At 67.7% G+C, this 25,209-nt stretch carries 16 protein-coding genes; 7 read left to right on the top strand and 9 right to left on the bottom strand.

Annotated features, from left to right (window positions below; all coding sequences use genetic code 11):
* The first annotated feature begins 266 nt into the window (after positions 1-266).
* Positions 267-2,084, top strand: a complete 1,818-nt coding sequence (locus PSC72_RS22970) for an ABC transporter substrate-binding protein (RefSeq protein ID WP_274323748.1) — start codon at positions 267-269, stop codon at positions 2,082-2,084.
* Positions 2,085-2,241: 157 nt separating this feature from the next.
* On the opposite strand, the gene PSC72_RS22965 is transcribed toward PSC72_RS22970, so the two are convergent.
* Positions 2,242-4,311, bottom strand: a complete 2,070-nt coding sequence (locus PSC72_RS22965; RefSeq protein WP_274323747.1) for a periplasmic substrate-binding domain-containing protein — start codon at positions 4,309-4,311, stop codon at positions 2,242-2,244.
* A 293-nt stretch (positions 4,312-4,604) separates the two neighbouring features.
* Here PSC72_RS22965 and PSC72_RS22960 point away from each other — a divergent pair, with 293 nt between their 5' ends.
* Entirely contained in the window at positions 4,605-4,982 is a 378-nt protein-coding gene (locus tag PSC72_RS22960) for a hypothetical protein (RefSeq protein ID WP_274323746.1), read from the top strand.
* 125 nt (positions 4,983-5,107) lie between these two features.
* Here PSC72_RS22960 and PSC72_RS22955 read toward each other — a convergent pair whose 3' ends face one another.
* The 3 genes from PSC72_RS22955 to PSC72_RS22945 form a co-directional block, all read right to left on the bottom strand.
* The gene (locus PSC72_RS22955; protein WP_274323745.1) at positions 5,108-5,356 is read right to left on the bottom strand and encodes a hypothetical protein; all 249 of its coding nucleotides are present in this window, start codon (positions 5,354-5,356) and stop codon (positions 5,108-5,110) included.
* A 126-nt stretch (positions 5,357-5,482) separates the two neighbouring features.
* Complete coding sequence (locus PSC72_RS22950; protein ID WP_274326215.1) at positions 5,483-7,768, bottom strand: glycoside hydrolase family 3 N-terminal domain-containing protein; 2,286 nt, start codon at positions 7,766-7,768, stop codon at positions 5,483-5,485.
* A 156-nt stretch (positions 7,769-7,924) separates the two neighbouring features.
* Positions 7,925-10,033, bottom strand: a complete 2,109-nt coding sequence (locus PSC72_RS22945; RefSeq protein ID WP_274323744.1) for an endo-1,4-beta-xylanase — start codon at positions 10,031-10,033, stop codon at positions 7,925-7,927.
* Between the two features lie 197 nt (positions 10,034-10,230).
* On the opposite strand from PSC72_RS22945, the gene PSC72_RS22940 reads away from it, so the two are divergent.
* The gene (locus PSC72_RS22940; protein ID WP_274323743.1) at positions 10,231-12,306 is read left to right on the top strand and encodes an alpha-glucuronidase family glycosyl hydrolase; all 2,076 of its coding nucleotides are present in this window, start codon (positions 10,231-10,233) and stop codon (positions 12,304-12,306) included.
* 146 nt (positions 12,307-12,452) lie between these two features.
* On the opposite strand, the gene PSC72_RS22935 is transcribed toward PSC72_RS22940, so the two are convergent.
* On the bottom strand, positions 12,453-13,661 hold the full coding sequence (locus PSC72_RS22935; protein WP_274323742.1) for a glycoside hydrolase family 11 protein: 1,209 nt from the start codon (positions 13,659-13,661) through the stop codon (positions 12,453-12,455).
* A gap of 250 nt (positions 13,662-13,911) precedes the next feature.
* Positions 13,912-16,311: a glycoside hydrolase family 95 protein gene (locus tag PSC72_RS22930; protein WP_274323741.1), complete on the bottom strand. Its 2,400-nt coding sequence runs from the start codon at positions 16,309-16,311 to the stop codon at positions 13,912-13,914.
* Positions 16,312-16,510: 199 nt separating this feature from the next.
* Here PSC72_RS22930 and PSC72_RS22925 point away from each other — a divergent pair, with 199 nt between their 5' ends.
* Positions 16,511-17,566 carry a mannonate dehydratase gene (locus tag PSC72_RS22925; RefSeq protein WP_274323740.1) on the top strand — a complete coding sequence of 352 codons (1,056 nt, stop codon included), beginning with the start codon at positions 16,511-16,513 and terminating at the stop codon, positions 17,564-17,566.
* Between the two features lie 375 nt (positions 17,567-17,941).
* Positions 17,942-18,715 carry an IclR family transcriptional regulator gene (locus PSC72_RS22920; protein WP_274323739.1) on the top strand — a complete coding sequence of 258 codons (774 nt, stop codon included), beginning with the start codon at positions 17,942-17,944 and terminating at the stop codon, positions 18,713-18,715.
* Between the two features lie 31 nt (positions 18,716-18,746).
* Here the strand turns inward: PSC72_RS22920 and PSC72_RS22915 are convergent, their stop codons facing one another.
* Positions 18,747-19,829: an LLM class flavin-dependent oxidoreductase gene (locus PSC72_RS22915; protein ID WP_274323738.1), complete on the bottom strand. Its 1,083-nt coding sequence runs from the start codon at positions 19,827-19,829 to the stop codon at positions 18,747-18,749.
* 97 nt (positions 19,830-19,926) lie between these two features.
* Positions 19,927-21,408 (bottom strand): alpha-N-arabinofuranosidase, encoded by a 1,482-nt coding sequence (locus tag PSC72_RS22910; protein WP_274323737.1) that lies wholly within the window; start codon positions 21,406-21,408, stop codon positions 19,927-19,929.
* A 183-nt stretch (positions 21,409-21,591) separates the two neighbouring features.
* Here PSC72_RS22910 and uxaC point away from each other — a divergent pair, with 183 nt between their 5' ends.
* Positions 21,592-22,956: a glucuronate isomerase gene (gene uxaC, locus PSC72_RS22905; protein WP_274323736.1), complete on the top strand. Its 1,365-nt coding sequence runs from the start codon at positions 21,592-21,594 to the stop codon at positions 22,954-22,956.
* An 87-nt stretch (positions 22,957-23,043) separates the two neighbouring features.
* Positions 23,044-24,111 (top strand): D-xylose 1-dehydrogenase Gfo6, encoded by a 1,068-nt coding sequence (gene gfo6 / locus PSC72_RS22900; RefSeq protein WP_274323735.1) that lies wholly within the window; start codon positions 23,044-23,046, stop codon positions 24,109-24,111.
* A gap of 24 nt (positions 24,112-24,135) precedes the next feature.
* Here the strand turns inward: gfo6 and PSC72_RS22895 are convergent, their stop codons facing one another.
* Positions 24,136-25,122, bottom strand: coding sequence for an endo-1,4-beta-xylanase (locus PSC72_RS22895; RefSeq protein WP_274323734.1), 987 nt, complete (start codon positions 25,120-25,122; stop codon positions 24,136-24,138).
* Positions 25,123-25,209: the final 87 nt, after the last annotated feature.

Below are 25,209 nucleotides of genomic sequence, written 5' to 3'. Positions count from 1 at the left end.
ACAGTATATGTTTTTTCCGCTTGATCGAGCGACGGGCGCCGCGCCGACCGGCGAGATATCCGCGAGACGGGCGTCCTCTCCGGCCGTGACGGCGTGTGAGAGAACGGTTCGCATTCCGCGGCGACGAGCGACGCACTGTAGTCACAGATCTGATATCAGCGGGCGTCGCGCGACCCGCCGAGAAGCGGCGTTCCGGCCGCGTTCCGCCGGATCGCTCGTCTGAGGGGCGGTGGCCTTATACAGCCCCGTCCGCTATCCTCGCGCCAATGAACACAGGTGCGGACGGGCGCAGAGACGGTCGGAAGGGCGCTGGGGTGACGCGCAGGGAATGTCTCGCCGCACTGGGCGCCGCGGGCACGGTCGGGTCGCTCGCCGGCTGCACGGAGGCGAACGACATCGTGGACTCGCCGGAGGTGTTCGGCTACCAGTTCCCGTACGACTCGGAGACGACGCACGTCGGGCCGTGGTCGACCTCCGACCCCGTCGGGTTCTATCCGCTCATCTACGAGGCCAGGTCCTACACTGCGCCGCCCCAGGACAGGCAACTCGGGGACGTCGTCGAGTCGGTCGAGACCGAGGGGTCGACGGCCACCGTCACCTACGCAGAGGGGTTCACGTGGTGGTCGGGCGACCCCGTGACGGCGCGGGACACCTGGGTGCAAGAGGAGATCCAGTCGCACGTCTCCTCCCAGTCGGGGCCGAGCGTCGAACTGGTCGACGAGTACACGCTCCGCTACGAGTTCGAACGGCCGCTGGACAGGCCGCTAGTCCTCTCGGAGGTCGCGAGCGGCGCCGTCCGGACGCCGGTCGCGTTCTACGAGCCCTGGCTGGATCGGATCCGGGACGCGGGGACGGACGAGCGGGAGTCGACGGTGATCGAGAACCTGCGGACCGACAGTCCCGGCCTGGAGACGCTCGCGGACGAGGGGCTGGGCAACGGGCCCTACGAGCTGACGGAGGTCTCGATCAACCGCCTCATGCTGGAGCGGTACGACGACCATCCGCGGGCGGCCGACGTGTCGATCCCCCGGCTCTGGCTCCCGGTCGTCCAGGAGGTCTCCATCGAGAACCTGATCAAGAAGGGGTGGCTCGACGGCGGGTCGGGGATGCTTGGCAACGAACGCGGGTCGCCGGCGGCGAACCTCGAACAGATCGCCCGCTACCGCACCACTTCGGGGGTGAAACTCGTCGTCGACTGGCGCAACGACCACCTCGCCCGCCGCGGCGTTCGCCGGGCGATCCTCGCGACCATCCCGGTCGACGACGTCGCCGAAGTGACGAACTGGGGCGAGCCCACAGAGCGCCAGACGGGGCTCGCCGCGCCGGCCGGGCGGCAGTGGCTCCCGGCCTCGGTCCGCGAGTCGCTCCACAGGTATCCCGTCGAGGCCGACGTCGAGCGAGCGGCCGAGCACATGCGGGCGGCCGGGTACACGCGAGACGAGAACGACATGTGGCGCGACTCGGACGGGCGGCGAGCGCGGTTGAACATCGGGACGCCGGTGTGGAGCGACTACGTCTCGGCCGGGACCATGGTCGAATCGAGCCTCAGCCGCTTCGGCTTCGACGTCTCCATCGATCGGATCCCGAACACGCGGATCTACTACGAGGTCTCCAACCACACGTACGACCTCACGCTCTGGGACTTCGACGGGCGCCCCCACCGCGCGTACGACGTGACGAGCGACGGCGCCACCTCGATCGGCTACGGCGTCTCGGATCCCGCCGTGGAGACCTCCAGCCAGGGGAAACCCGTCGAGGTCAGCGTCCCGGAAACGCCGGGCGACGTCGACGCTCCCGAGAGCGACCGGCGGACGGTGAACCTCGTCGACACCTGGCGGACGATCGAGGGGCCGACCGACCGGGCGGCGACGGTCGAGGCCGTCTCGACGTTCGCCACCTGGTGGAACGACGCGCTCCCTGACATCTACCTCAACACCGAGGTCACCGGTCTCTGGGGGAACACCCGTGACTTCGCGTGGCCATCCTACGAGACCGATTCAGAATATGGAACGGCAGGGCCGGGCGGGAACCCGGTATTCCACATGCTGAAACGCGGTACGATCGATTCGTCGACTGGCGAGTGAGAAGCGACGGCCCGGGGACGAAAGGCAGCGACAAGGTTCGTCCCGGGCCGAGTGACAGAGACCACCGGGGTAATCCGGCGGCGGGTGATCAGTCGGGAGTGGTGTGGTCAGTTGCGGTACGCCGGTCGTGGACGACGATCAGTCCGTGATCGTCGGGCTACTGCGGCGGTTCGAAGTCGGTGTTCGTGCTGGCCTGTGCGATGCCGCCGAGCACGAGCACGTCCTCGATACCGAACGACCGCTCGTAGTCGAACGCTCTGGCGCCCGGGTCGGGCCAGTCGAAGTCGCGCACGTCGCCGTACGATCCCGTGAGGTACTGGTGGAACGGGAAGTGCGGGACGTAGAAGTTGTAGTACTTCGCGCACGTCCGGTAGAGCTGTTGGAGCTCCTCCTCGCTGTTGCCGGGTTTGCGGATGGCGTTGACCGTCTCGACGAGGTTGACTTCGCTCGCGTTGTCGAGGTCGGGGGCCTTCCCCGCCTCGTCGGGCGCCTCGAAGGCGCCGGGTTCGTTGGGCACCTGCTGGACGATCGGTTTGTTCTGCGTGTCGACCTCGTCGGTCGCTTTGGCCTCGAAGGGGTCCTCCGCGGTGGGGCTCCCGGCGACGAGCGCCTCGTCCCACCACGCGCCGCGGTCGTGGTAGTACTGGAAGATGTACGGGTCGCCGTGCCAGAAGATGGTCGAGTCGTAGTTGAGCCCGTCCTTCGGTTTGAGGTTGCTCTGCCACGTCGAGTCCGTCTGCGAGCTGAGGTTGACGCCGAAGCCCCAATTCGAGAGGTTCGCCTTGATCGTCTGGCCCGCTTTGATGTGGGCCTGGATGTTCGACGTGGCGATGAGGTCGATCGACGCCGCGTTGCCGTCCCGGTCGATCCACTGCCCGCCCTGTTTCGAGTAGCCGGCCCGCTTCATGTACTCCGTCGCCCGCTTCTTGTTGGCCGAGCGGGAGTAGGTGTGCAGGCTGTTGAGGAAGTCCTCCGAGAAGTGTCGCTTCGACTGCGCGTCGAGCATGAAGGTGTCGTGTTCGAGGACCTGCGACCCCTCCTGGCCCCAGCCGTTCGCGCTGACGGCGTTCCAGTCGATCGCCTCGACGAGCGCGCGGCGGACCCAGAGGTTCTGGAGGTGTTTGTTGTGCCAGTTGAGTTTCCACATGTCCCCGCCCGTCGCGCGCAGCCAGCGGGTGAACTCCTGGACGTGGTCGGGCAGTGCTTCCCGGGTCATCGTCCCGCCGGGCGTGATCGCGCCGCTACTGAGGTCGAGTTGGCCTTCCGTCATCAGCGTGTTCCGCCGGTCGCCTCCAGCCCAGTAGAGCGCGAGCTTTTCGACGTTCGTGTGCTCCGCGTTCGGGTGGTCCTTGTCGAGGTGCAGGACCATCTTCTCCGAACCGACGTCGTCCATCGATTTGAGGACGTACGGACCGGACCCGGCGAGCGCCTCGTCGGTCCCGCCGTTTAGCGCGATCCGTCGGAGCCCGATACGGTCGCTCGTCAACTCGTCCGTGATGGCGTTGACCTCGTCTTCGGTCCCGGCGTCGAGGTACCGCTCCAGGTATGGCTCGGTGAAGTCGGGGTGGATCGGCGGGTTGCCGTCCACGGGGCCGGCGTCGGCTTCGAGTACCGGCCGACTGGTCGGTTTCTTGTCCTGTTCGGGGACCTCGCCCTTGTCCTTCCAGTAGTGGATCGTCCACTGGCTCTCGGCCTTCTGGTTGAACGTGGCGTCCTCGGTGAACTTGTTGCCGTTCTTGAAGAAGTTGACGTGGTTGTGCTTCTCGCGGGCCACGGCGTCGTAGGGGTCGCTGTTCCAGTAGGACGACCGGTCGTCGTGGTGGTCCCGCCAGTCGAACGGCGGCGAGACCTCGTAGTCCTCGATCCACGTCATGATCTCGATCTGATCGTGGTCGGGCTTGTGCGGCGTCGGGACGGTCGTCCCGCTGTATGACGTTTTCGTCGTGTGGACGTTCCGCAACCCGTGGAGTTCCGACATCCACAGGTCGCCCGCCGTGTTGTCCTGCGGGGTCCACGGGTTCCAGTTGAACACGTCCGGCGAGTTCGGCACCGCGTAGCTGATCGTGTCGGTGACCGCCTCCTGATCGGTCGTCGTGTCCGTGTCGTCGCCACCACCGCCGTTCGTGTCCGTGTCGCCGTCGCCGCTCGGCGTCGGCGTCGCGGTACTCCCTCCATCACCACCGTCGCCGCTGTCGCTCGGGCAGCCAGCCAGCCCGGCTACTCCCATTCCAGCCAGTATCTGCGCATACCGGCGTCGCGATAACTCCTTGCCACGGATGCTGTCAAGCTTCCGCATACCACTACCTTTTGCGACTTGTATTTAAATATAATTTTAAATTTCCTATCTATTAGAGAAGAATAAATTGGGCGACGGGAGCGGCTGTCCGCAGCTGGTTCGGCGAACGCGACGGGAACGGACCGGAACAGCCGGGTTGATCAGTTCTCTCCCGTGTGCGCATCGGGCGGGCCCGCCCGCGCAAGCGGAAGTTTGAAATACATGTGTGAAACAGTCTATCGCACATGAGGCAGGCTATCGAACGAGCCAACCAGGAATCGAGTGGGGCGAGAGCGTACGTGCTGGCGCTGTACTACTTCGTCACGGGGAACATCTCGCTTGTGATCATCCTGATGGGTGTCGCGAGCATCGGTCTCGGGGCCACGCTCGTCAACGGGACGCCCGCGATCGTCATCGGCGGGGAGGACGGGTTCATCTCGCTCATGAACGGGCTCCCGGACGGCGTGCGGAGCTTCGGAGCGGTCGAGGGCACTGTCCTCGCCCACAAGGTGTTCGCCGGGATGATGGGGATCTTCGGGGCGACTCTCATCGCCCTCGGTGCGAGCATCTACGGGTTCCTGTTCGCGAACAAACTGTACGCGCGGGCGACCTCGTCGGCCTGACCGGTCCCCCTTTTCTTCCGTTCGACCACGTTCCGAAGCGGCGGGTCCCGGTTTCCTCAGACATCGATCCGCATCGGTCCACTCCCGTGCCCGCCAGCAGACCGCCGAGTACCAGCGGGCGGTGATCAGTCCGCTTGCTGACTACAGAACCAGAGCGCGCTCCCGCTCACGACCGCGAAGCCACCGCTCCCGATGATGTTGAGCGTCGCGACGACGAACAGCGACGAGTCCTGGTCGACGACGAACAGGTACGGCACCTGGATCAGCAAGAAGACGACGGCGATCGTGAACACGCCCAGGATCTTCCGCGACTGGTCACAGAGGGCTTCGACCGCCATCTCGCGGCCGCTCTTCTCCGCCGCTGTGTCACTCACCGTCGGCCACCTCCTCGTCGACCGCCCGTGGACTGCGCATAGCGCTCAATCGGCAGTCTCCGAAAAAAGCGTTACCACACCGACCGTTCGCACCCAGACCTCGACCGATTCGCCTGTCCTCCCGGATCAGGCCTCGTCGACGGTCGTCTCGGTGACGTACCGACGCGCGGTCCGGGGGACGGGTTTCGACTCGGTCACCGAGACGGTCGCGGTCTCGGCGACGTCTGTGGCAGAGTGGGCGACTCGCAGTTCGTACTCGCCCTCCTCGACGGCGAGGGTCATCGAGCGGTCGTGGTAAGCCAACTGGCTCGCGCCGAGTTCGAACGAGACGCGCGCGGACTCGCCGCCGTCTAGCTCGACCCGACGGAACCCTTTGAGTTCCTGGACGGGCCGGGCCTGGTCGGGGTTCTCGGCGGAGACGTAGAGCTGGACCACGTCGCTGCCGGGCCGGTCGGCGGTGTTCTCCACCGTGACGCTCGCGGTGACCGTGTCCGAGGGGCCGATCTCGACGTCCGACACGTCCAGATCCGAGAACTCGAACTCGGCGTAGCTCAGCCCGTGGCCGAACGGATAGACGGGCTGGGCGTCGTCGTAGACGTAGTCCTCGCTGAACGTGTTGGGCTTGCGGCTGTAGTGGACCGGCAGTTGACCCACGGACTTTGGCATCGAGACCGGGAGATGACCACCGGAGTCGTGGCCGTCGAAGACCACGTCGACGACGGCGTTGCCGGCTTCCTCGCCAGGGAGCCACGCCTGGACCACGGCCTCGGCGCCCTCGTCGATCTCGGGGATCGCGTGGGGCTTCCCGCTCACGAGTACGACGACGACGGGGGTGTCGGTCTCCTGAACCCGCTCGACGAGCCGTTTCTGGACGCCAGGGAGGCCGAGGTCGGTCACGTCGCAGCCCTCGCCGCTGGTCGGGACCATCGGCTTCTCGCGCTTGTCGCCCTCCGCGTCGGAGAAGTCGACGGCCGAGCGAGCGCCGACGAACGCCAGCGCCACGTCGGCGTCCTCCGCGGCCTCGACGGCGCGGCCGATCTCGTCCGTCGAGTTGCCCGTGGCTGTGCAGCCCTGGGCGTAGGACACGTCGGCGTCGACGCGGTTCTCGATGGCGGCGAGCGGCGTGTCGGCCTCGAACTCGTACTCCTCTTCGGGGTAGTGGGCGGCGTAGGCGTAGTCGCCGAGCATCCCCTTCTTGTCGTCGGCCTTCGGCCCGACGACGGCGACGGAGTCGGCCCCGTCGAGCGGCAGGAGGTCGCTCTCGTTCTTCAGGACGACCAGCGAGTCGCGGGCGGCCTCACGGGCGAGGTCCGCGGCGAACTCGTCCTCGTAGGGGTCGGTCGCGGCGTCGACGTCGACCGTCGGGTCCTCGAACAGTCCCTTCTCGAACTTCGCTCGGAGGACGCGGCGGACGGACTCGTCGAGCGTCTCCTCGGCGAGTTCGCCCCGGCGGACGGCCTCCGGCAGGTACTCGTAACAGTCGGTGTTGGGCAGTTCCACGTCGATCCCGGCCTCGACGGCGGCGACTCCCGCCTCGCGCTGGGTCGCGGCGACGCCGTGCTCTTCCTTCAGGAAGTCCACGCTGAAGTAGTCGGAGACGACGTGACCGTCGAAGCCCCACTCGCCCCGGAGCACGTCCGTCAGTAGCCGCTCGTCTTTCGCGCAGGGGATGCCGTCGATGTCGTGGTAGGCGTTCATGACCGACTCGGCGTCGGCCTCCTGGATCGCGGCCTCGAAGGGGAACATGTGGACCTCGCGCAGCTGGCGCTCGCTGACGTCGACGGACGAGCGGTTCTTCCCGCCCGCGCCGACGCCGTGGCCGACGAAGTGCTTGAGCGTCGCCGAGATGCCGTCGGCGGGCGAGTCGCCCTGCAGTCCGGAGACGTACGCGGTCGCCAGCTGCGCGACGAGGTACGGGTCCTCGCCGAAGGTCTCCTCGACGCGCCCCCAGCGCAGGTCGCGGGCCACGTCGAGCACGGGCGAGAGCGCGTGGGCCGTGCCGATCGCTTCGAGCTGGTCGCCGATCGTGTCGGTGACCGCCTCCATCAGGTCCGGGTCCCACGTGCTGGCCATCCCGATGCCCTGCGGGAAGGTGGTTCCCTCGGGCCCCATGTACCCGCTCAGACACTCCTCGTGGGGGATCGCGGGGATCCCCAGGCGCGTCTCCTCGGTGAGGAACGTCTGGAGTTCGTTCGTGATCTCGGCGGCGCGCTCGGGCGGGAGGCTCCCCTCGCCGCCGATGCGGGTGAGGTGGCCGATGCCCTCGGCGAGCAGTTCCTCGGCCGCCTCGCGGTTGAGTTCGCCGTCCTCGATCATCGGGGTCCCGCCGTCGCCCTCGTTCTCGGCCTCGTCTGCGACGTTCCGGCTGGGACTGACCGACCCAAGCTGGGCGGCCTTCTCTTCGAGCGTCATCCGGGAGAGGAGGTCCTCGACGCGTCGCGAAGTCGATGCTGTCGGGTCGCGGTAGACGTGCTCGGGCTCGGCTGCCATTACGGCCGAGAGGTCGTGATCCCGGACTATAATGGTTCCGGGCCGGTGCCGCGTCTCGTCCCGTGAGGGGCCAGCCTCTCACTCGGGGGAGAGTTCGACCGTCGCGCCCCCGTCCCCGAGCGATGCGGTGTCGTGTAGCTCCTCGCCGTCGACCGTGGCGGTGATCTCGTACTCGCCCTCGAATCCCGTCACGGCGTAGGTGCCGTCGGCGTCGGTCTCGCCGCTCTCTTCAGTCCACCACTCCTCGAAGACGAGGTCGCGGTACTCGACGAGGGCGGGTTTCTCCTCCCAGCCCTCGGCGAAGAAGGGCGCGTCGTCCCGCCAGTGGAGCGTGTCGAGGATCCCCCAGACGAGGAAGTCGTCGACCGCCGGGTGACTGAACGCCGTCTTCAGGAACTGCCGGAAGAAGACCGCCTTGTCCTCCTCGGCCCAGCCGTCGTCGGCCATGTCGAACTCGGTGATCCGCAGGCGGACGTCGTGGGCCGCGTAGCGGTCGAGCCCGTCCATGACCTGCTCGGGCGTCAGCGCGGATCTCTGGTCGAAGTGGCACTGGAGTCCGACGGCGTCGAGGCCCGCGTCGGAGTCGGCGAGGAACTCGATCTGGCGCTCGTAGTCGGCCCGAGTCGACTCGTAGGGGCCGGCGAGCGTGTTGTAGTCGTTGACGGCGAGCGGCGTGCCGTCCGGGACCGCCTCGCGTGCGGCGCCGTACCACTCCGCCAGGACCGGCGCTTCCACGGGATCGACGTCGCCGAGCGAGGTGGACTCCGTGGCCCGCACGCCGTTGACGGCCTTGATCAGGCCCGGTTCGTGGATCACCTCGTTCGCGACTTCCCACTCGGTGATATCCTCGCCGTAGTGCTCGATGATCGCGGAGACGTGTTCCATGCTCCGCTGGCGGACGCGTTCGGGGTCGAGTTCCGGGTCGGTGACGCCGTTGTCCGCCCACTCGACGCCCATCGCGCTGACCACGTCCGGGGGTACCGCCCACGCGGAGACGTTCGCCCACAGGCAGACGTGCCCGCGCAAGTCCAGCCCCCGGTCGAGGACCCACTCGGTCGCGCCGTCGGCCGTCTCGCGTTCCTCCTCCCAGAACCGCCACTTGTGGTGGTTGCCGAGGACGGCCAGGTTGAACAGGTCCGTGACGTGCTCGCGGTACGGGTCGCCCTCCTCCGTCTCGTCCAGGAGGTGGCCGGCGTTGATCGCCGTCCCGAAGCCGAATGCGTGCTCGCGCATCGCCACGTCGACGGTCGCTCCCTCGACGGGATCGCCCGCGACGTCGGTCACTTCGACCGTGAGGTCGCTCGTCCGGTGCTCCCGGATCCGCTCGTCGGCGGCCGCCTCCCAGTCGCTGTCGTCGTCAGTCCCCGTACCGGTCGCTCCCGCGTCCGCGGGTCCGCTGGGCAACTCTTCGGCCGCGACCCGCTGGTCGAAGTCGATCAGGGCGATCCCGCCCACGTCGACCGTCTGCGGGCCGTATCCGAGGAACAGTTCGACCCACCAGGCCCCAGCCTCGGCGTCGTAGTCGAACTCGATGGGGACGTAGTAGCGCGTCCACTCCGCGGGCGGCTGGACCTGCGGCGTCGTCCGGACCATGTTCGTCTCGACGTTGTCCTCGCTCTTCGCGACGAACTGCACCGTCGGGGGCGACTCGCTCGATTCGGGACCGCGGAGGGAGACGACCGCGAGGAGCACGTCCCCCGCGGCGACCGACCGGTCGGTGACCGTACCCTTCATCGTCACGTCCCACGGGTTCTCCGTCTCCTCGGCGACGGTCACGCGCACCGCCGACGAGAAGGGATCGCCGTCTCCGACCGAGACCGACGACGTCTCCCCGACCGACGAGTTGACGGAGAAGGCGTCGAGCGTCGCGCTCTCGCTCTCGGCGTAGACGAACTCGCCCGCTGGCAGGCCCATCTCCTCGAGATCTGCCGCGAGTCGCCCGTAGTACGGGTCCGCGACGTCCGGCCAGCCGTCTGCCGCCGTCCGCGGGGTCGTCCCGCCGACGCCGTCCGTCGCGGGTTCCGTCACCTCGCTGTCGTCGCCCGGTGAATCCGTCTCACCGTCCCCGCTCTGTCCAGGACACCCCGCGAGGCCGACGGCCGCGAGCGCCCCCAGCAACGGCCGGCGGCCGATAGCGGCACCGTCGCTGTCGGTACTGTCCGATCCTGATGGATCGCCGGCTGGCATGGATATGCCTCGAACGTGGTGAATATCACACATAAATGTTTTCCCCTTGACTAACGGAACCGACCGGGAGGAGACCGCCGGCGCACGAGACGTGGCGCGAAGGGCGAGCGGTACGGAATCGACCGCTCTCCCCTCGTTCGGCGCCCGCGAGCCCCTCGTCGGTAGCGTTTAAGTGAGTGACGGTGATTGGGACTCGTATGCAACCCGATTACGACGACTGCTGGCTCCGATACCGCGAGGTCCGCGACGAGGCCCTCCGGGCGTCCTACCGGCGTCTCTGTTCGCACGCCTACGTCTCCGAGCAGTCCCGCGAACTCGGAGCGGTCCGCGAGGAACTCCGTCGCGGCCTCGGCGGCCTGCTCGGGCGCGACCCGCACCTCTGGCAGCACCCGCCCCGCACGACCGACGGCTTCCTCGCCGTCGGTACGCCAGCGGACATGGACGTGGTGGCCCAGTGCGTCGACGAGGAGCGCGTCGCCGACCTCGCCGAGGGCGGCTACGTGATCACGACCGGCGAGTGGGAGGGAACCGACGTGCTCGTCGTCTCCGCGTCGTCGGACAGCGGGCTCGTCTACGGTACCTTCCACCTGTTGCGGCTGCTGTCGAATCACGAGCCGATCGAGGACGTCCACGTCGTCGAGGAACCCGCCTCGCCCGACCGGCTGATCAATCACTGGGACAACCCCTTCCGCGGGTCGGTCGAGCGGGGCTACGCCGGCCAGTCCGTCTTCGACTTCGAGACGCTGCCGGATCTCCGGGAGCGCTACCGCGACTACGCGCGGCTGCTCGCGTCGGTCGGGATCAACGGGATCGTCCTCAACAACGTCAACACGCAGATCCCGGGCCGCGACAGCGCCAACGAGGCGATGGACGTACTGGAGGGGTGGCGCCTGCTCGAAACGCGCTATCTGGAGAAGCTGACCGGTCTCGCTTCCCTCCTCCGCCGGTACGGCACCACGACCTACCTCTCGGTCAACTTCGGCGCGCCCGAGAAGATCGGCGGCCTCGACACCTCGGACCCCAACGACCCCGAAGTCGCGCAGTGGTGGGCCGAGAAAGCCGACGAGATCTACGACCTGATCCCCGACTTCGGCGGCTTTCTCGTCAAGGCCGACTCGGAGGGCCAACCGGGACCGTACAACTACGACGCCGACCACGTCGACGGCGCGAACGTCCTCGCCGAGGCGCTGGAACCCCACGGCGGCCGCGTCTGGTGGCGCGCGTTCGTCTACGGCTCGCACAAGGACCGCGCCGTCCAGCAGTACGACACCTTCGAACCACTCGACGGCGAGTTCCGCGACAACGTCACGATCCAGGTCAAGAACGGCCCCATCGACTTCCAGCCCCGCGAGCCCGTCTCGCCGGTGTTCGGGCAGATGCCCGAGACCGAACTTGGGCTGGAACTCCAGATCACCGGGGAGTACACCGGTCAGCACGTCCACGCCTGCTATCACGTCCCGATGTGGAAGGAGGTCCTGGAGTTCGACACCGACCCCGAGGGCCACGGCACGAAAGTGAAGGACCTGTTCACCGACGAGGGGACCGGGATGGCCGGAGTCGGCGGTCCCGGCGAGGACAGAAGCTGGACCGGCCACTACCTCGCGCAGGCGAACCTCTACGGCTACGGCCGCCTCGCGTGGGATCCCGACCTCGAAACCGAGGCGATCACCGACGAGTGGGTCCGCCAGACGTTCGGCCACGACCCCGACGTGGTGGAGACGGTCACCGACATCATGCACGACACGTGGCCGGCAGTCATCGACTACTCGACCGGCGGTATCGGCCTGATGCACATGATGTACAACGGCGAGGCCTACCTGGAGAACCACTACGACCCCGGTCCCGAGGAGTGGCCCGGATACACCGGCGCGACCGAGGACGGGATCGGGAAGGACCGCAACTCGGAGGGCAACGGGTACGCCCAGCAGTACCCCGACGCCCTCGCCGACCTGTACGACGACCCGGAGTCCTGTCCGAAGGAGTTGCTCCTGTTCTTCCACCACCTCCCCTGGGACTACGAACTATCGGACGGCCGGACCGTCGTCCAGACGCTGTACGACAACTGTCACGCCGGCGTCGAGGAGGCCCGGCGACTCCGCGAGGAGTGGCGGACGCTGGAGGGTGAGATCGACGAAGAGCGGTACCGCCACGTCGCCGAGCGCTTCGACGAGCAGGTCGAACACGCCGGGATCTGGCGCGACCGGCTGACGGACTTCTTCTACGACTACTCCGGGATCGCCGACGAGAAGGGGCGAGTCCCCCGCGAGGACTGAGCGAGCGACGTCCGCGGCCCTCGCGCTCGCCGGGCCGGTCGTGGTGACCGGCCCTGAGGGGTCAGTTCACGTCCCGAGATCCTGCGCTCGTCGTGGGAGTTCGTCGCGACCGCGTTCGTCTCGGGGCTCGGGTCGTTCTCCGGGGATCAGACGGATTCGAAGGTCCACAGCTGGTTGCCGTTGCCGGACCAGCTGTACTGCTGGACGTTGGCGCCATCGTCGGTCGAGGACCCCTCGACCTCGACGGCCTTGTCGCTGTGGACGGGCTGGACGTGGTACTCGCCGCCGCCCTGGTCGTGCAGGTGGAACCGCTGGTTGTCGCCGCCGCCGTCGGCGTACTGCTGGACGTTCGCCCCGTCGGAGGTCGAGGAGCCGGAGACGTCGAGCACCTTCCCGCTGTTGACGTTCTCGATGCGGTACTCGCCGTTGCCGGTGTCCTCGACGTTCCACTGCTGGTTCGATCCGCCCCAGTAGCTGTACTGCTGGACGTTGGCACCGTCTTCGGTCGACTCGCCGGCGACGTCCAGCGCCTTGCCGCTGTTGACGTTCCGGATGCTGTAGGTGCCGTTCGCGACGGACCCGGACGAACCGCTGCCGTCGTCGCCGCCCGAACCGCCATCACCGCCGTCACCGCCGCCGGCGTCACCCACCGTGACGTCGGAGCTCCCGCTGCTCTGGTAGCCCTCTGTGGCCAGGATCTGGTAGTCGTGGCTGCCCATGTCCATGCCGTTGCTGGCCCACGCGTCGAAGTGGTTGCCGGTGGTGATCGTGCCGCTCGTCCGCGTGTTCTGTCGGACGCTCCAGTACTGTGGGAAGGTGGCGGTCCCCTCGATCGAGGGGGCGTTCTCCCGTAGCGACTCGTAGATGTCGTAGGTCCCCCCGTCGGTGTCGACCGTCCCTTTGTAGTCGTGTTCGGGCCGGTAGCTACCGTGATCCTCGACGATGTAGTACTCGACCAGCGGGTCCGTGGTCCAGCCGTAGAGACACAGGTACCCGTTACTCCCCGGATTGAACGTCGACGCGTTGTAGTCGACGTTTCGGCGAGCGCCGGTCTCCCAGCCTTTGCCACAGACGAAGTTGCCCGTGTTGTTCCAGTCGACGCTGTAGTTGCCGCCGTCTCCCAGCGTCATCGAGACGGTACCCTCGTCGTTGGTCCAGAACGAGTAGTAGTAGCCGTCGTCGGTTCCGGTCTGGTTCGAGGTGATGGCGGCGGTGGCCGTGGTCGCCGTGACGCCGGCGCCGACGCCGGTTGCCGCGGCGGCCGCCATCGCTCGCATGTAGTCCCGGCGGTCGAGTCCGCCCGCGTGGTCGTCCGCTGATGCCTCTGCTCCGTGGTGTTCGCTCTCTTCTGTCACAGTGTCGCACCTCCAGTACGTACGTCGCAAGTAATGCACATAAAATTTTGCACTATAAGATATTATTTTACGAATTAATTATTAGCTGTCACTACGCATCGGGAGACTACCGAGGTCGAATGCGGGTTCGGAACGAAGTGATGTCGCCGCTGGTCGCTCGACGAAATGCGCCTGCCAAGAACACGGTGGATCGGCTCGTGCGTCGATGGGGGCGTCGACAAGCCGCCTCAGGCGACGAATCTCGGCGGCCTCACGGGTCCGCCCGGTCGACCGCGAGCGCGTAGGTCTCGCCCGCCGACGCCTCGAAGGCGAGCACGCCGTTCTCGCGTTCGATCTCGACGGGCGTTCCGTCGGCCGTCTCGACCCGATCGATTCCCGCCTCCGGGACGCGGACCCGACAGGGCCCGTCGCGCTCGGCGCGAACGGTGGCCTCGTCGAGTCGGCCGTCGCTCCAGGCGAGGTCCACCTCGAACCCGCCGCGGGCGCGCAGTCCGCTGACTGCTCCGTCCTCCCACCCCTCGGGGAGCGCCGGGAGGAGTCGCAGTTCGCTGCCGTGGCTCCCGACGAGCGCCTCGGCGATGCCCGCCGCCCCGCCGAAGTTACCGTCGATCTGGTAGGGCGGGTGCGAGTCGAGCAGCGAGTCGTACGTCGAGTCGGCCAGGAGTTTGTGCACGTGGTCGGCGACGCCCTCGCCGTCGCCCAGGCGAGCGAACAGAGCGATAGTCCACGCGCAGGACCACCCGGTGTGTCCGCCTCCGTTGTCGAGACGCCGCTCCAGCGACGCGCGGACGGCGTCGCGGAGTTCCGAACGGTCCAGCGCCAGGTCGTCCCCGAAGAGCACGTCGGCCGGATAGAACCCCACGAGGTGGGAGACGTGTCGGTGGCCCGGGTTCACCTCCGCGTAGTCTTCAAGCCACTCCTGCAGGGCACCGTCGTCGCCGACCTGCATCGGCGGGAGTCGATCGAGCGCGTCGCGGAGGTCGGCGGCGAAGCCGGCGTCGCGGTCGAGCCGTTCGGCCGCCTCGATACAGTGGCCGAACAGGTCGCGCGTCAACTGGACGTCCATCGTCGGCATGACGCAGGTCGTCGCCTCCTGACCGTCGGCCGTCCGGAACTGGTTCTCCGGCGACGCCGACGGCGCGGTCACCAGCCAGTCCCTCTCCGGGTGCTCGACGAGGTAGTTGAGCAGGAACTCGGCCGCTTCCCTGAGCGTCGGGTAGACCCGTTCGAGGTCCGCTTCGTCCCCGGAGAAGGCGTAGCGCTCCCAGAGGTTCTGGCAGAGCCACGCGGCGCCCGTCGGCCAGTGGCCCCAGTGGGCGTCTACCGTCTGGCTCGTCGTGTGCCAGCGGTCGCTCTGGAGGTGCACGCAGAAGCCCCCACAGCCGTAGCGGTCGCGAGCGGTCCGGCGGCCCGGCTCGCGGAGGTCATCGACGAACGAGACCAGCGGCTCGGCGCACTCGGCGAGGTTCGTCGCCTCCGCGTGCCAGTAGTTCATCTCCAGGTTGACGTCGAGCGTGTAGTTGCAGTCCCACGGCGGGTGGTACTCCTCGTTCCAGATCCCCTGGAGGTTCGCCGGGAGCGTCCCCGGTCGCGAGGAGCCCAGCAGGAGGTACCGACCGTACTGGAAGTACAGCCGTTCGAGGTGCGGGTCGCGGGCGCCGCCGCGGACCCGGTCGAGCCGCTCGTCGGTCGGCAGATCGATCGGCTCGCCGACGTCCAGCGTCACGCGCTCCATGTACTCGCGGTGGTCACCGACGTGGCGCTCGCGGATGCTCGCGTAGTCCTCGCCCGCGAGCGCGGCGAGCGTCTCCCGGCAGTCCGTCGTCGGGTCGCCGTCCGAAGGGACGGTCTCGGCGGTGAACAGCACGGTCACCGCGTCGGCGTCGCGGACGACGATGCCCTCGTCGCCCGCGAGGAACCCAGCGGTTCCCTCGTCGTCACGCTCGGCTTCGGCCTCGATTTCGGAGGCGGCGACGACGCTGCCGCCCTCGGCGCGGACCCGCGCGCGGCCTTCGAAGCGCGGTCCCCAGCCGCCGGGTTCGACGTCCTCGTCGTCGCCGGGGACGCCGACGACCTGTCCGCGGAGGACGACCGTGTCGTCCACGACCGCGGTCCGGGCGCAGCGGTCGCGGTCGAGCCGGATCCGGGCGTCGAGCGCGCCCGGTTCGTCGCTCTCCAGTCGGACGGCGAGCGCGTCGTCCGGCGCGCTCGCGAGGTACTCGCGCTCGAATCGGGCCCCGTCGACGGTGTACTCGGCCCGGGCGATCCCGTCGCGGAGGTCGAGCGAGCGGCGGTACGTCGCGGGGTCGTCGTGCCCCGGGAGGTCGATCAGGAGGTCGCCGAAGGGCTGGTACGGCGGGACGCCCTGCGCTTCGGTGACGAAGAACTCGTTGCAGAGGCGCTGCGCCTGCTCGAACTCGCCGGCCCAGAGCCGGTCGCGGACCGCCCGGAGGTCCGCGGGCCCGCCCTCGGCCGTGCGGTCGGCGTGGTCTCCGGCCCACAGTCGCTCCTCGTTGAGCGCGACCCGCTCGGCGCCGGGTCGCCCGTGGACCATCCCGCCGAGGCGGCCGTTTCCGATCGGCAGCGCCTCGACCCACTCGCTCGCGGGTCCGTCGTACCACAGGCGGTCGGTGTGAGAGCCGTCCGTCATCGATACACGGAGAGTGAGGACCGCACGTGAGTAGGTATCGCGTCGGTCGGCCAGCGTCCCAGCGGGGGCGTCGCGGTTCGTGGCATGGACCGAGCATCCGCCGGCGCCGTATTGAATCCACTCATAGGGGACCAGACCGCGCCCGGTCGGGGCTCCCGCCGGGACCGAGTTTTATGTCGGTGAACGCAGTACGAGGCGTATGGCTACTGAAGGCAGTGAGCCGCTCCCCTCCCGAGCGGAGCTACCGATGCGGGTGGGAGCGGGGCAGTTCATGGACCCGACCTCCGAGCGCCTGCGATACGTCAAGCAACTGGGCGGGTCCGACGTGCTGTTGAACATGTACCAGGTAGACGACCCGGACTACGAGCACATGCCCGACGACGAGCGGGTACCGCTGTCGGGCGAGGATGCGTGGTCGGTCGACGCGCTGCGTGACCTCCGCGAGCGCGTCGAGGCCGAGGGCCTGCGCCTCAACGCCATCGAGAACGTCCCGGTCTCCTACTACGAGGACGTGATGCTCGGCGGGCCCGAGCGCGACGGACAGCTGGGCCGACTCAAGGAGACGATCCGGAACATGGGCGAGGCGGGGATCCCGATTTTCGGGTATCACTGGGCGCCCGCGGGCGTCTGGCGGACGGGGTGGGAAACGGCTCGCGGCGGCGCGGAGGTGTCCGTGTTCGACGCGGACGCTGCCGACGCCGACGAACTGACTCACGGCCGGGAGTACTCCGAGGCAGAACTCTGGGAGAACTACGAGTACTTTCTCGACGAGATACTCCCCGTCGCCGAACAGGCGGGCGTCACGCTGGCGCTGCACCCGAGCGACCCGCCGATGGAGCGACTCGGCGGGGTCCCGCAGCTGTTCCGCAACTTCGAGAACTTCAAGCGAGCGATGACCTACCGCGAGAGCGACTATCACGGGCTCGACCTCTGTCTGGGCTGTTGGTCGGAGATGGGCGAACCGCTCGACGAGGTCGTCCGCTACTTCGGCGAGCGCGACGAGATCGTCTACGTCCACTTCCGCGACGTCTCCGGGACGGTCCCGCGCTTTTCCGAAGACTTCCTCGACGAGGGCAACTACGACGAGTACGCGCTGTTGCAACTCCTCGACGAAGTGGACTTTTCCGGGCTGATGATCCCCGACCACACCCCGCATCTGGAAGACGACACCGACTGGGAACACCGCGGCCGCGCGTTCACCGTCGGTTACATCCGCGGTATGCTCCGGGCGATGCGGTCAGATCAGTCCCGGTGATACGGGACCGCACTCGACACGTCCTCGGTCCGGCCGCCCGTCGCGATCCGACGCCTGGCACCCCTCGTTCTCTGCGAAGCGATCCCCGGTGAGTGACTCCGACCGAACTGTTCTCCGGTCCGCCTGGGACGAGTAGCCACCGTTCGGCGTGGTATCTATCCGCACAATCGTATCCAACGATAGTGGATCTCGCCAGTCACGATAGACCATTATAAATAACGCCGTCACAGCCCCGAGTCACGCCGAGGCGCTCTTCGTCTCCCCGAGCTAACTGGTCACGTGAGCGGGTTGATGGAAAACATACATAGTACTGTAATCTGGAGCGGTGTTTCCAACATCAGTGGATTTTATTACTCACGAATCAGTAGAACCGGTATGGAGATCACGCGGCCGGGCGACAGCGACAAACTGGTGCAGTCGGTAGAGCGAGCCTTCGAGGTCGTCGACGTGTTGCGGGCGGAGGGAACCGTCAGGATCGACGACGTGTCGGCGGCGCTCGATATCCCCACGAGCACCGCGCACGTCCACCTCAAGACGCTCGAATCGGTGGGATACGTCGTCAGGGACGCCGACGGCTACCGGCTGAGCTGTCGGTTCCTCCGCGACGGCGTGACCGTCCGGAGTCGCAAGAACGTCTACCGGGCGACAAGGTCCGAGATAGACGCGCTCGCGGAGAAGACCGGCGAGGTCGCCAACCTCGGGATCGAGGAGAACGGTCAGCGGGTCATCCTCTACCAGGCCGAGGGCACCGAGGCCGTCTACGACAACGCCCCGATCGGCGAGTACACCAACATGCACTGGACCGCTCTCGGCAAGGCGATACTCGCCCACCTCCCCGAGTCGTACGTCGACCAGATCGTCGAGACCTACGGGCTGCCCGGCGCTCGCGAGGCGACCATCACGGACCGCGACCACCTGGACGAGGAACTGGCGCGTATCCTCGACCGGAACTACGCCCTCGAAGACGAGGAGCGACGCGAGGGTATCCGCTCGCTCGCGAGCCCCATCGTCGTCGAGGACACCGTCGTCGGCGCTATCTCCGTCTCCGGCCCGAAGGAACGCCTGGACGACGACCGGATCGCGAACGAACTCCTCCCGGAACTGCGGAACACCGTCAACGTCGTCGAGGTGAAGTACGCCTACGACTGAGCCCGAAAATCCTCGCCGGGCTCCGTGCTGTTCACTCCCCGCGGAAGTGCGGGATGATCGTCTCCTCGTAGTGGCGCATCGTCTCCTCGAAGTCGCCGACGGGGATGAGGACGGCGTTGTCAAGCCCCGCGTCGACCCAGCGTTCGAGGTCGTCGATGGCGTCCTCGGGCGTCCCGGAGACAGTCACCTCCTCGACCGCCTCGTCGGGGATCCGCTCGGCGGCGGCGAGCAGCCGCTCCTCTTGCTCCTCGTCGAAGGCCATCTCGAACATGATCGGCGTGTCCGCTGCGATGTCCTCGTAGCCCATCTTGTCCAGCAGCGGCGGACGCAGGGCGAGGCTCGTCCGGTTGCGCTCGATCGCGGCCTCCCGGGCCTCGTCGCCGTCCTCCGAGACCGTGGTCGGGATCATCACCGCGCGGTCGATGTCCTCGGGGTCGCGCCCGCGGTCGTCGGCCACGTCGAGGACCCGCTGGAGGTCCTGTTCGTACTGGTCGGGCGCGTGGATCCACGGGAACCAGCCGTCGGCGTGCGCGCCGGTGAACCCGCGCATGCTCGGACCGTACCCGCCGACCCACATCGGCGGCCGGGGATCCTGCACGGGTTTCAGCCCCATGTGCGCCCGGTTCAGCTCGTAGAAATCGCCGTGGAAGTCCACCGGATCGTCGGCGGTCGAGTCCCAGAGTTCGTCGATCACCTCGAACGCCTCGCTGAACCGGCCGAACGGGTCAGACCAGTCGATGTCCTCGATCGGCGTGAAGTTGAACGCCTCGCCGGCGCCGATGCCGAGACCGAACCGGCCGTCGGTCATCCGGTCCAGCGTCGCGCCGACGTGCGCGAGTTCGGTCGGATGCCGGCGCACCGAGTCGGTGACGCCGGGCATCAGCATCGCCTCGTCGGTGTGCTGGGCGATCGCGGCGAGGACGGTGAACGCCTCCCACGGCGGGTCGACCAGGAACTCCTCCGAGCCGGTCGGGTGGAACAGGTGGTCCGGGACGGTGATCACCTCGAAGCCCGCTTCTTCGGCCCTGACGGCGTCCTCGACAGTCCCCTGTACGTCTCCGTACGTCACGACTTGGCAACCGAAACGAAGGTCCTGCGGGTCTCGCTGACTCATACTCCGAGCATCGGCCGATCGGATTAAATAACTGATCCCTCCAGGGCCGTGGCCGGGACCACCGCCATCGCTCGAAAGTCGTGCGCTGTCCGCCCGCTCACGCCGACTCGACCGACAGGCCTGCGACGCTGTTCGGCGGGAGTTCGACGACCGGGGCTCCGTCTTCGATCGACACGTCGAGGTCGGTCGCTTCGAACTCCTCGGCGTTCTCGCGGGTGGAGTAGTCGGCCGGGTCGTGGTCGGCGAACAGGACTTCCCCCGTCGCGTCGCTGACTTCGCGGTCGAGGGCGACTCGGACCGCCCGCTCCTCGTCGAGCGCGCGGTTGCTGAGGGTCACGTACGTGCCGTCGTCGTCGGTGGTAGCCGACGCGCTGACGAGCGGAACCTCCCACAGGTCCGTCTCGACCGCGTCCGTGTCGACAGTGGTGCGGAGCGCTGTCGCGCCCGCATGCGGCCGATACAGGTCGAACAGCCGGTAGGTCGGAGTCGGCCACGCGGCCTCCTCGTCGGTCTGGACGACGCACTGGAGGACGTTGACCGTCTGGGCGATGTTCGCCATCGACACCAGGTCCGCCCGGTGGTTGAAGTCGTCGAGGACGCCTGCCGCTGCGACGGCGTCGCGGACGCTGTTCTCCTGTTCGAGGCCGTTGTCGCTGGTCGCCTCCGGGTGCCACGCGCCCCACTCGTCGACGGCGATGCCCACGTCGTCGGTCGACGCGTAGGTCTCGATGGCCGCGGCCGCGCGGTCGACGTCGCGGCCGACCTTCAGCGACTCGGCCAGGAGCAGGTAGTACTGCTCCTCGTCGAACTCGGTGGCGCTGCCGCAGTCCCGGCCGAAGCGGCCGAAGTAGCGGTGGATCGAGAGGTGGTCCAGCATGTCCGGTTCGGTGAGTTCCGCGAGGAACCGCCGGTTCCAGTCGTCCTCGATGTGACCGCAGGCGATGGTCTCCTCCGCGCCGGCCAGCCGCATGAAGTGGGCGAACCGCCTGAACTCCCGTGCATAGGTCTCCGGGTCGAAGTTGCCGCCGCAGCCCCAGTTCTCGTTGCCGACGCCCCAGTAGGTCACGTCGTGCGGTTCGGAGTGGCCGTTCTCGGCCCGCTCCTGGCCGAGTGCGACGTCCGTGTCGCTGTTGCAGTACTCGACCCAGTTCTGGGCTTCGGCGGGCGTCCCGGAGCCGACGTTGGCGGCCAGCATCGGTTCGGCGTCGACGCGTTCGCAGAGCCGCATGAACTCCTCCGTGCCGAACTCGTTAGACTCGACGTTGGACTTCTCGCGTCCCTGCGCCCAGAAGTGGTTGGGCTGGGGCGAGCGCTCCTCGCGGGGACCGACCCCGTCGCGCCAGTGGTAGTCGTCGGCGAAACAGCCGCCGGGCCACCGGAGCAGTCGGAGGTCGAGGTCGGTGAGCAGTTCGACCGTGTCTGTCCGGAACCCGTCGTCGGTGGGCACCCGGTCGTCCTCGCCGACCCAGATTCCCCCGTAGATACAGCGGCCGAGGTGTTCGGCGAAGTGGCCGTGGACTTCTGGTTCGACGCGACCGATCGTGTCGTGGCGGCTGATGTGAACGGTATCCACTGGCATTGGTGACGTGTGCCCTGCGCCCGGTGGCTACAAAAAAGGCGGACGTTCGAATGCGTTGACTCGTTCCGCTCGGGGGGCACCGTCGTTGATTCGAACACCGCGGACGGTGATGATCGACCGCGACGGCGGAACGCTCGCGATCGGACGCGTACCTTTATCTGTTACTCGGCGGTACGACGCGCCATGAGCTTCCTCGACGAGACGTACCTGCTCGAAACCGAGGCGGCAGAGACGCTCTACGATGACATCGCGGACCGACCGATCCTCGACCCGCACACCCACGCCGACGTCGTCGAGATCGTCGAGAACGACGGCTGGGACGACATCTGGGAAGTCCAGGGCGCGACCGACCACTACGTCTGGTCGATGATGCGAAAGCGCGGCGTCGACGAGGAGCTGATCACCGGCGACGGGAGCAACCGGGAGAAGTGGGACGCCTTCGCCGAGGTCGTCCCCGAGATGGCCGGCAACCCGGTCTACGAGTGGCTCCACCTCGACCTGAAGCGGCGATTCGGCATCGATCAGCCCGTCTCCGCCGAGACAGCCGACGAGATATGGGAGGAGACGAGCGAGCAACTCGCCGGGGACGACATGCGCCCGCAGGAACTCCTGCGAGAGATGAACGTCGAGGTCGTCGGGACGACGGACGACCCGACGGACGACCTCGCGTACCACGAGCGCGCCGAGACGGAGGTCGAGGGCGTCGACGTCCGGCCGACGTGGCGGGGCGACCGCGCCGTCAACGTCCAGAACGCCGACTTCGACGAGTTCGTCGCGGACCTCGACGACGCGACCGACCACGACCCCGAGGACTTCGACGGCTTCCGCGCCGCGCTGGAGGCGACCCACGACCACTTCGCCGAGCGCGGCTGCGTCGCCTGCGACATCGGCATCAGGGAGCCCGTCTCGCGGCCCGTCAGCGACGAGCGCGCCCGGGAGATATTCGAGAAGCGCCGCTCGGGCGAGCAGTTGAGCGAACGGGAGATCGAGGACTTCCAGGCGTACATGCTGGAGTTCGTGACCGAACTGAACGTCGAGAAAGGCTGGGTCACCCAACTCCACATGGGCCCGGTCCGCCACTACCGGCAGGAACTCTACGAGACGATCGGCCCGGCGGCGGGCGGCACGGCGACGACGGGGGACCTGAATCTGACCGAGGGACTGCGCCACCTCGTCAATCGCTTCGACGGCGAGGGCGAGCTGGTCCTCTACGTCGTCGACCCGACGCACTACCCCTCGATCACGACCATCGCGCGGGCGTTCCCGAACGTCAGCGTCGGCCCCGCGTGGTGGTACAACGACAGCCCGTTCGGGATGGACCACCAGCTCGACTACGTCGGTAGCGTCGACCTGCTGGCCAACCACGCCGGCATGGTCAGCGACTCGCGCAAGCTCCTCTCGTTCGGCTCCCGATTCGAGATGTTCCGACGGACGCTCGCGAACGTCGTCGGGACGAAGGTCGAGCGCGGGCAGATGCCCCTCGACGTGGCCGAGGATCTGGTCAACCACGTCGCCTACGAGCGCCCAAAAGAGCTGTACGGGTTCTGAGCGGCCGAGCCGCGACGACCGCGGCGATCCGATCCCCGCGCTTTCGCGACCGTCCCCATTTTTGCTCGTGGCCGAACTTGTCGTCGTATGGACCTGGAAGTACCGACTGCGTTCGACGAGCGGGACTGGGAGCGACCGGTGGACGGCGGGCCCCTGCGATTCGCCGTCGTGGGCCTCGGGTGGTTCGGTCCGGACGTCGCGATCCCGGCCATCGCCGAGTCGGACTACTGCGAGACGACGACCGTCGTCAGCGGCGACCGGGCGAAGGCCGAGCGGGTCGCCGACGAGAAGGACGTCGAGCACGCGCTGACCTACGACGACTTCGCGGACGGCGAGGCCGCCGACGCCTACGACGCCGTCTACGTCGTCACGCCCAACGCGCTCCACCTGCCGCACGTCGAGACCGCGGCCGACCTTGGGAAACACGTCCTCTGCGAGAAACCGCTGGAGGCGACCGCCGACCGCGCGCGGCAGTGCGTAGAGGCCTGCGACGAAGCGGGCGTCGAACTGATGACCGCCTACCGGATGCAGACGACCCGCTCCGTCAGATGGGTCCGCGACACCGTGCAGGACGGTGCCATCGGCGACCCGGTGCAGGTGCGCGGCGCGTTCGGGTACAACCTGATCGCGGCCGGCGAGGACACGGACCAGTGGCGCCTCGACCCCGATCTCGCGGGGGGCGGTCCGCTGATGGACCTCGGGATATACCCGCTCAACACCGCGCGGTTCGTCCTCGATTCTGATCCGGTCGCCGTCCACGCCTCGACCGTGGAGGGGCCGCCCGAGTTCGACGGCCTGGAGAAGTACTGCGCGTTCACGATGGAGTTCCCGGACGGGCCGGTCGCCCAGTGCGACACCGGCTACGAAGTCGCGGGGACCAACTACTTCGAGGTCGGCGGCACGCGCGGTCGGATCCGCGTAGACCGGCCGTTCGACGTCGACGGCGACCGCCGGATCACCGTCGAACAGGAGGGCGAGGAGACGGCGGTCGACGTCGACGAACCGTCGGAGATGGTCGAGGAGTTCGACTACTTCGCGACCGGCGTCCTGACCGACATGGAGATCGGTCCCGACGGCGAACACGGCCACTTCGACGTGCGCACGACCGAGGCAGTCTACGAGTCCGCCGAGACCGGCGAGCGCGTCGACCTGTGAAAAACCGCCGGCAGCGCTCGTCGGTCAGTTCGGCTCGTACGTTTCGAGCGTCTCTTTGATCGCGTGGTAGGCGGGCTTCGGGTCGTTGCCGGCGTCGAACAGCAGCGGGTCGCCGGTCAGCGATTCGAACCAGCTCGAAACCCACGAGTCGGAGTCGCGGACGCCCCAGACGACGAGCGTGTCGACGCCCTCGTCGAGACAGACCTCCGTGATCGCCCGGTAGTACTCGGCCTGCTTCTCCCAGCGGGCGTCCCTGTCGCCGGGGTCGTCTGCGGGCGTGTAGGCCACGTCCATCTCCGTGATCTGCACGTCGAGGTCCAGCTCTCTGAATCGGCGGACGTTCTCGGCGACGGACTCGGGGGCGGGCTTCTCGTGGAGCGCGTGCAGCTGGAGACCGACGCCGTCGATCGGGACGCCGCGGTCGAGCATCCGGGAGACCAGGTCGTATATCGCGTCGGACTTCTCGTTGACGCCGTCGGCGCCGTAGTCGTTGTAGTAGAGGTCCGTCTCGGACGCCACCTCGTCGGCCCACTCGAAGGCCCTGTCGAGGTATCTCTCGCCCATGGCGTCGTACCAGAGGTTGTCACGCATCGTCCCGTCGTCCGCGACGGCCTCGTTCACCACGTCCCAGGCGTCGACTCTGCTCCGGTAGCGGCCGGCCGTCGTGTGGACGTGGTCGCGCAGGAAGTCTTCGAGCTGGCCGTCCGTGTAGTCCCACTCCTGGAACCACTCGGGCGTCTGGTTGTGCCACGCGAGCGTGTGCGCGCGGACTGTCTGGTCGTGCTCCCGGGCGTAGTCGACCACCGCGTCAGCGTCGCGGAAGTCGTAGGTGTGTCGAGCGGGGCGGAGCGGCCCCATCTTCAGCGCGTTCTCGGCGGTGACGTAGTTGAACTCGTTGCGGAGGATCTTCTTGTAGGAGGCGTCGGTCCGGAGCGGTTCGGCCGCGACGGCGGCGCCGATCTCGAAGTCCCGATCCGCGGCTACGTCTCGGAGTCTGGGCTCGTCAGCCATACCGTAACAGGTGAATCCGTCCCGGAAAAAGATATCGGGCAGACCGACGGACGCGACAGGAAACATAAAGACGGACCCGAAAGTGAG

Origin of the sequence: Halosimplex aquaticum (assembly GCF_028747785.1) — an archaeon.
GTDB classification, from domain to species: domain Archaea; phylum Halobacteriota; class Halobacteria; order Halobacteriales; family Haloarculaceae; genus Halosimplex; species Halosimplex aquaticum.
Note: the sequence above shows the minus strand (reverse complement) of the source record. Positions and strands in the feature narration are given on the sequence as shown.

Coding starts and splice junctions, on each gene's coding strand:
- PSC72_RS22925 (WP_274323740.1), top strand. CDS start 16,511: ATGGCTACTGAAGGCAGTGAGCCGCTCCCCTCCCGAGCGGAGCTACCG.
- uxaC (WP_274323736.1), top strand. CDS start 21,592: ATGAGCTTCCTCGACGAGACGTACCTGCTCGAAACCGAGGCGGCAGAG.
- PSC72_RS22950 (WP_274326215.1), bottom strand. CDS start 7,768: ATGACGCTCGAAGAGAAGGCCGCCCAGCTTGGGTCGGTCAGTCCCAGC.
- PSC72_RS22895 (WP_274323734.1), bottom strand. CDS start 25,122: ATGGCTGACGAGCCCAGACTCCGAGACGTAGCCGCGGATCGGGACTTC.
- PSC72_RS22970 (WP_274323748.1), top strand. CDS start 267: ATGAACACAGGTGCGGACGGGCGCAGAGACGGTCGGAAGGGCGCTGGG.
- PSC72_RS22930 (WP_274323741.1), bottom strand. CDS start 16,311: ATGACGGACGGCTCTCACACCGACCGCCTGTGGTACGACGGACCCGCG.
- PSC72_RS22965 (WP_274323747.1), bottom strand. CDS start 4,311: ATGGGAGTAGCCGGGCTGGCTGGCTGCCCGAGCGACAGCGGCGACGGT.
- PSC72_RS22945 (WP_274323744.1), bottom strand. CDS start 10,033: ATGCCAGCCGGCGATCCATCAGGATCGGACAGTACCGACAGCGACGGT.
- PSC72_RS22915 (WP_274323738.1), bottom strand. CDS start 19,829: ATGAGTCAGCGAGACCCGCAGGACCTTCGTTTCGGTTGCCAAGTCGTG.
- PSC72_RS22920 (WP_274323739.1), top strand. CDS start 17,942: ATGGAGATCACGCGGCCGGGCGACAGCGACAAACTGGTGCAGTCGGTA.
- PSC72_RS22940 (WP_274323743.1), top strand. CDS start 10,231: ATGCAACCCGATTACGACGACTGCTGGCTCCGATACCGCGAGGTCCGC.
- PSC72_RS22910 (WP_274323737.1), bottom strand. CDS start 21,408: ATGCCAGTGGATACCGTTCACATCAGCCGCCACGACACGATCGGTCGC.
- PSC72_RS22960 (WP_274323746.1), top strand. CDS start 4,605: ATGAGGCAGGCTATCGAACGAGCCAACCAGGAATCGAGTGGGGCGAGA.
- gfo6 (WP_274323735.1), top strand. CDS start 23,044: ATGGACCTGGAAGTACCGACTGCGTTCGACGAGCGGGACTGGGAGCGA.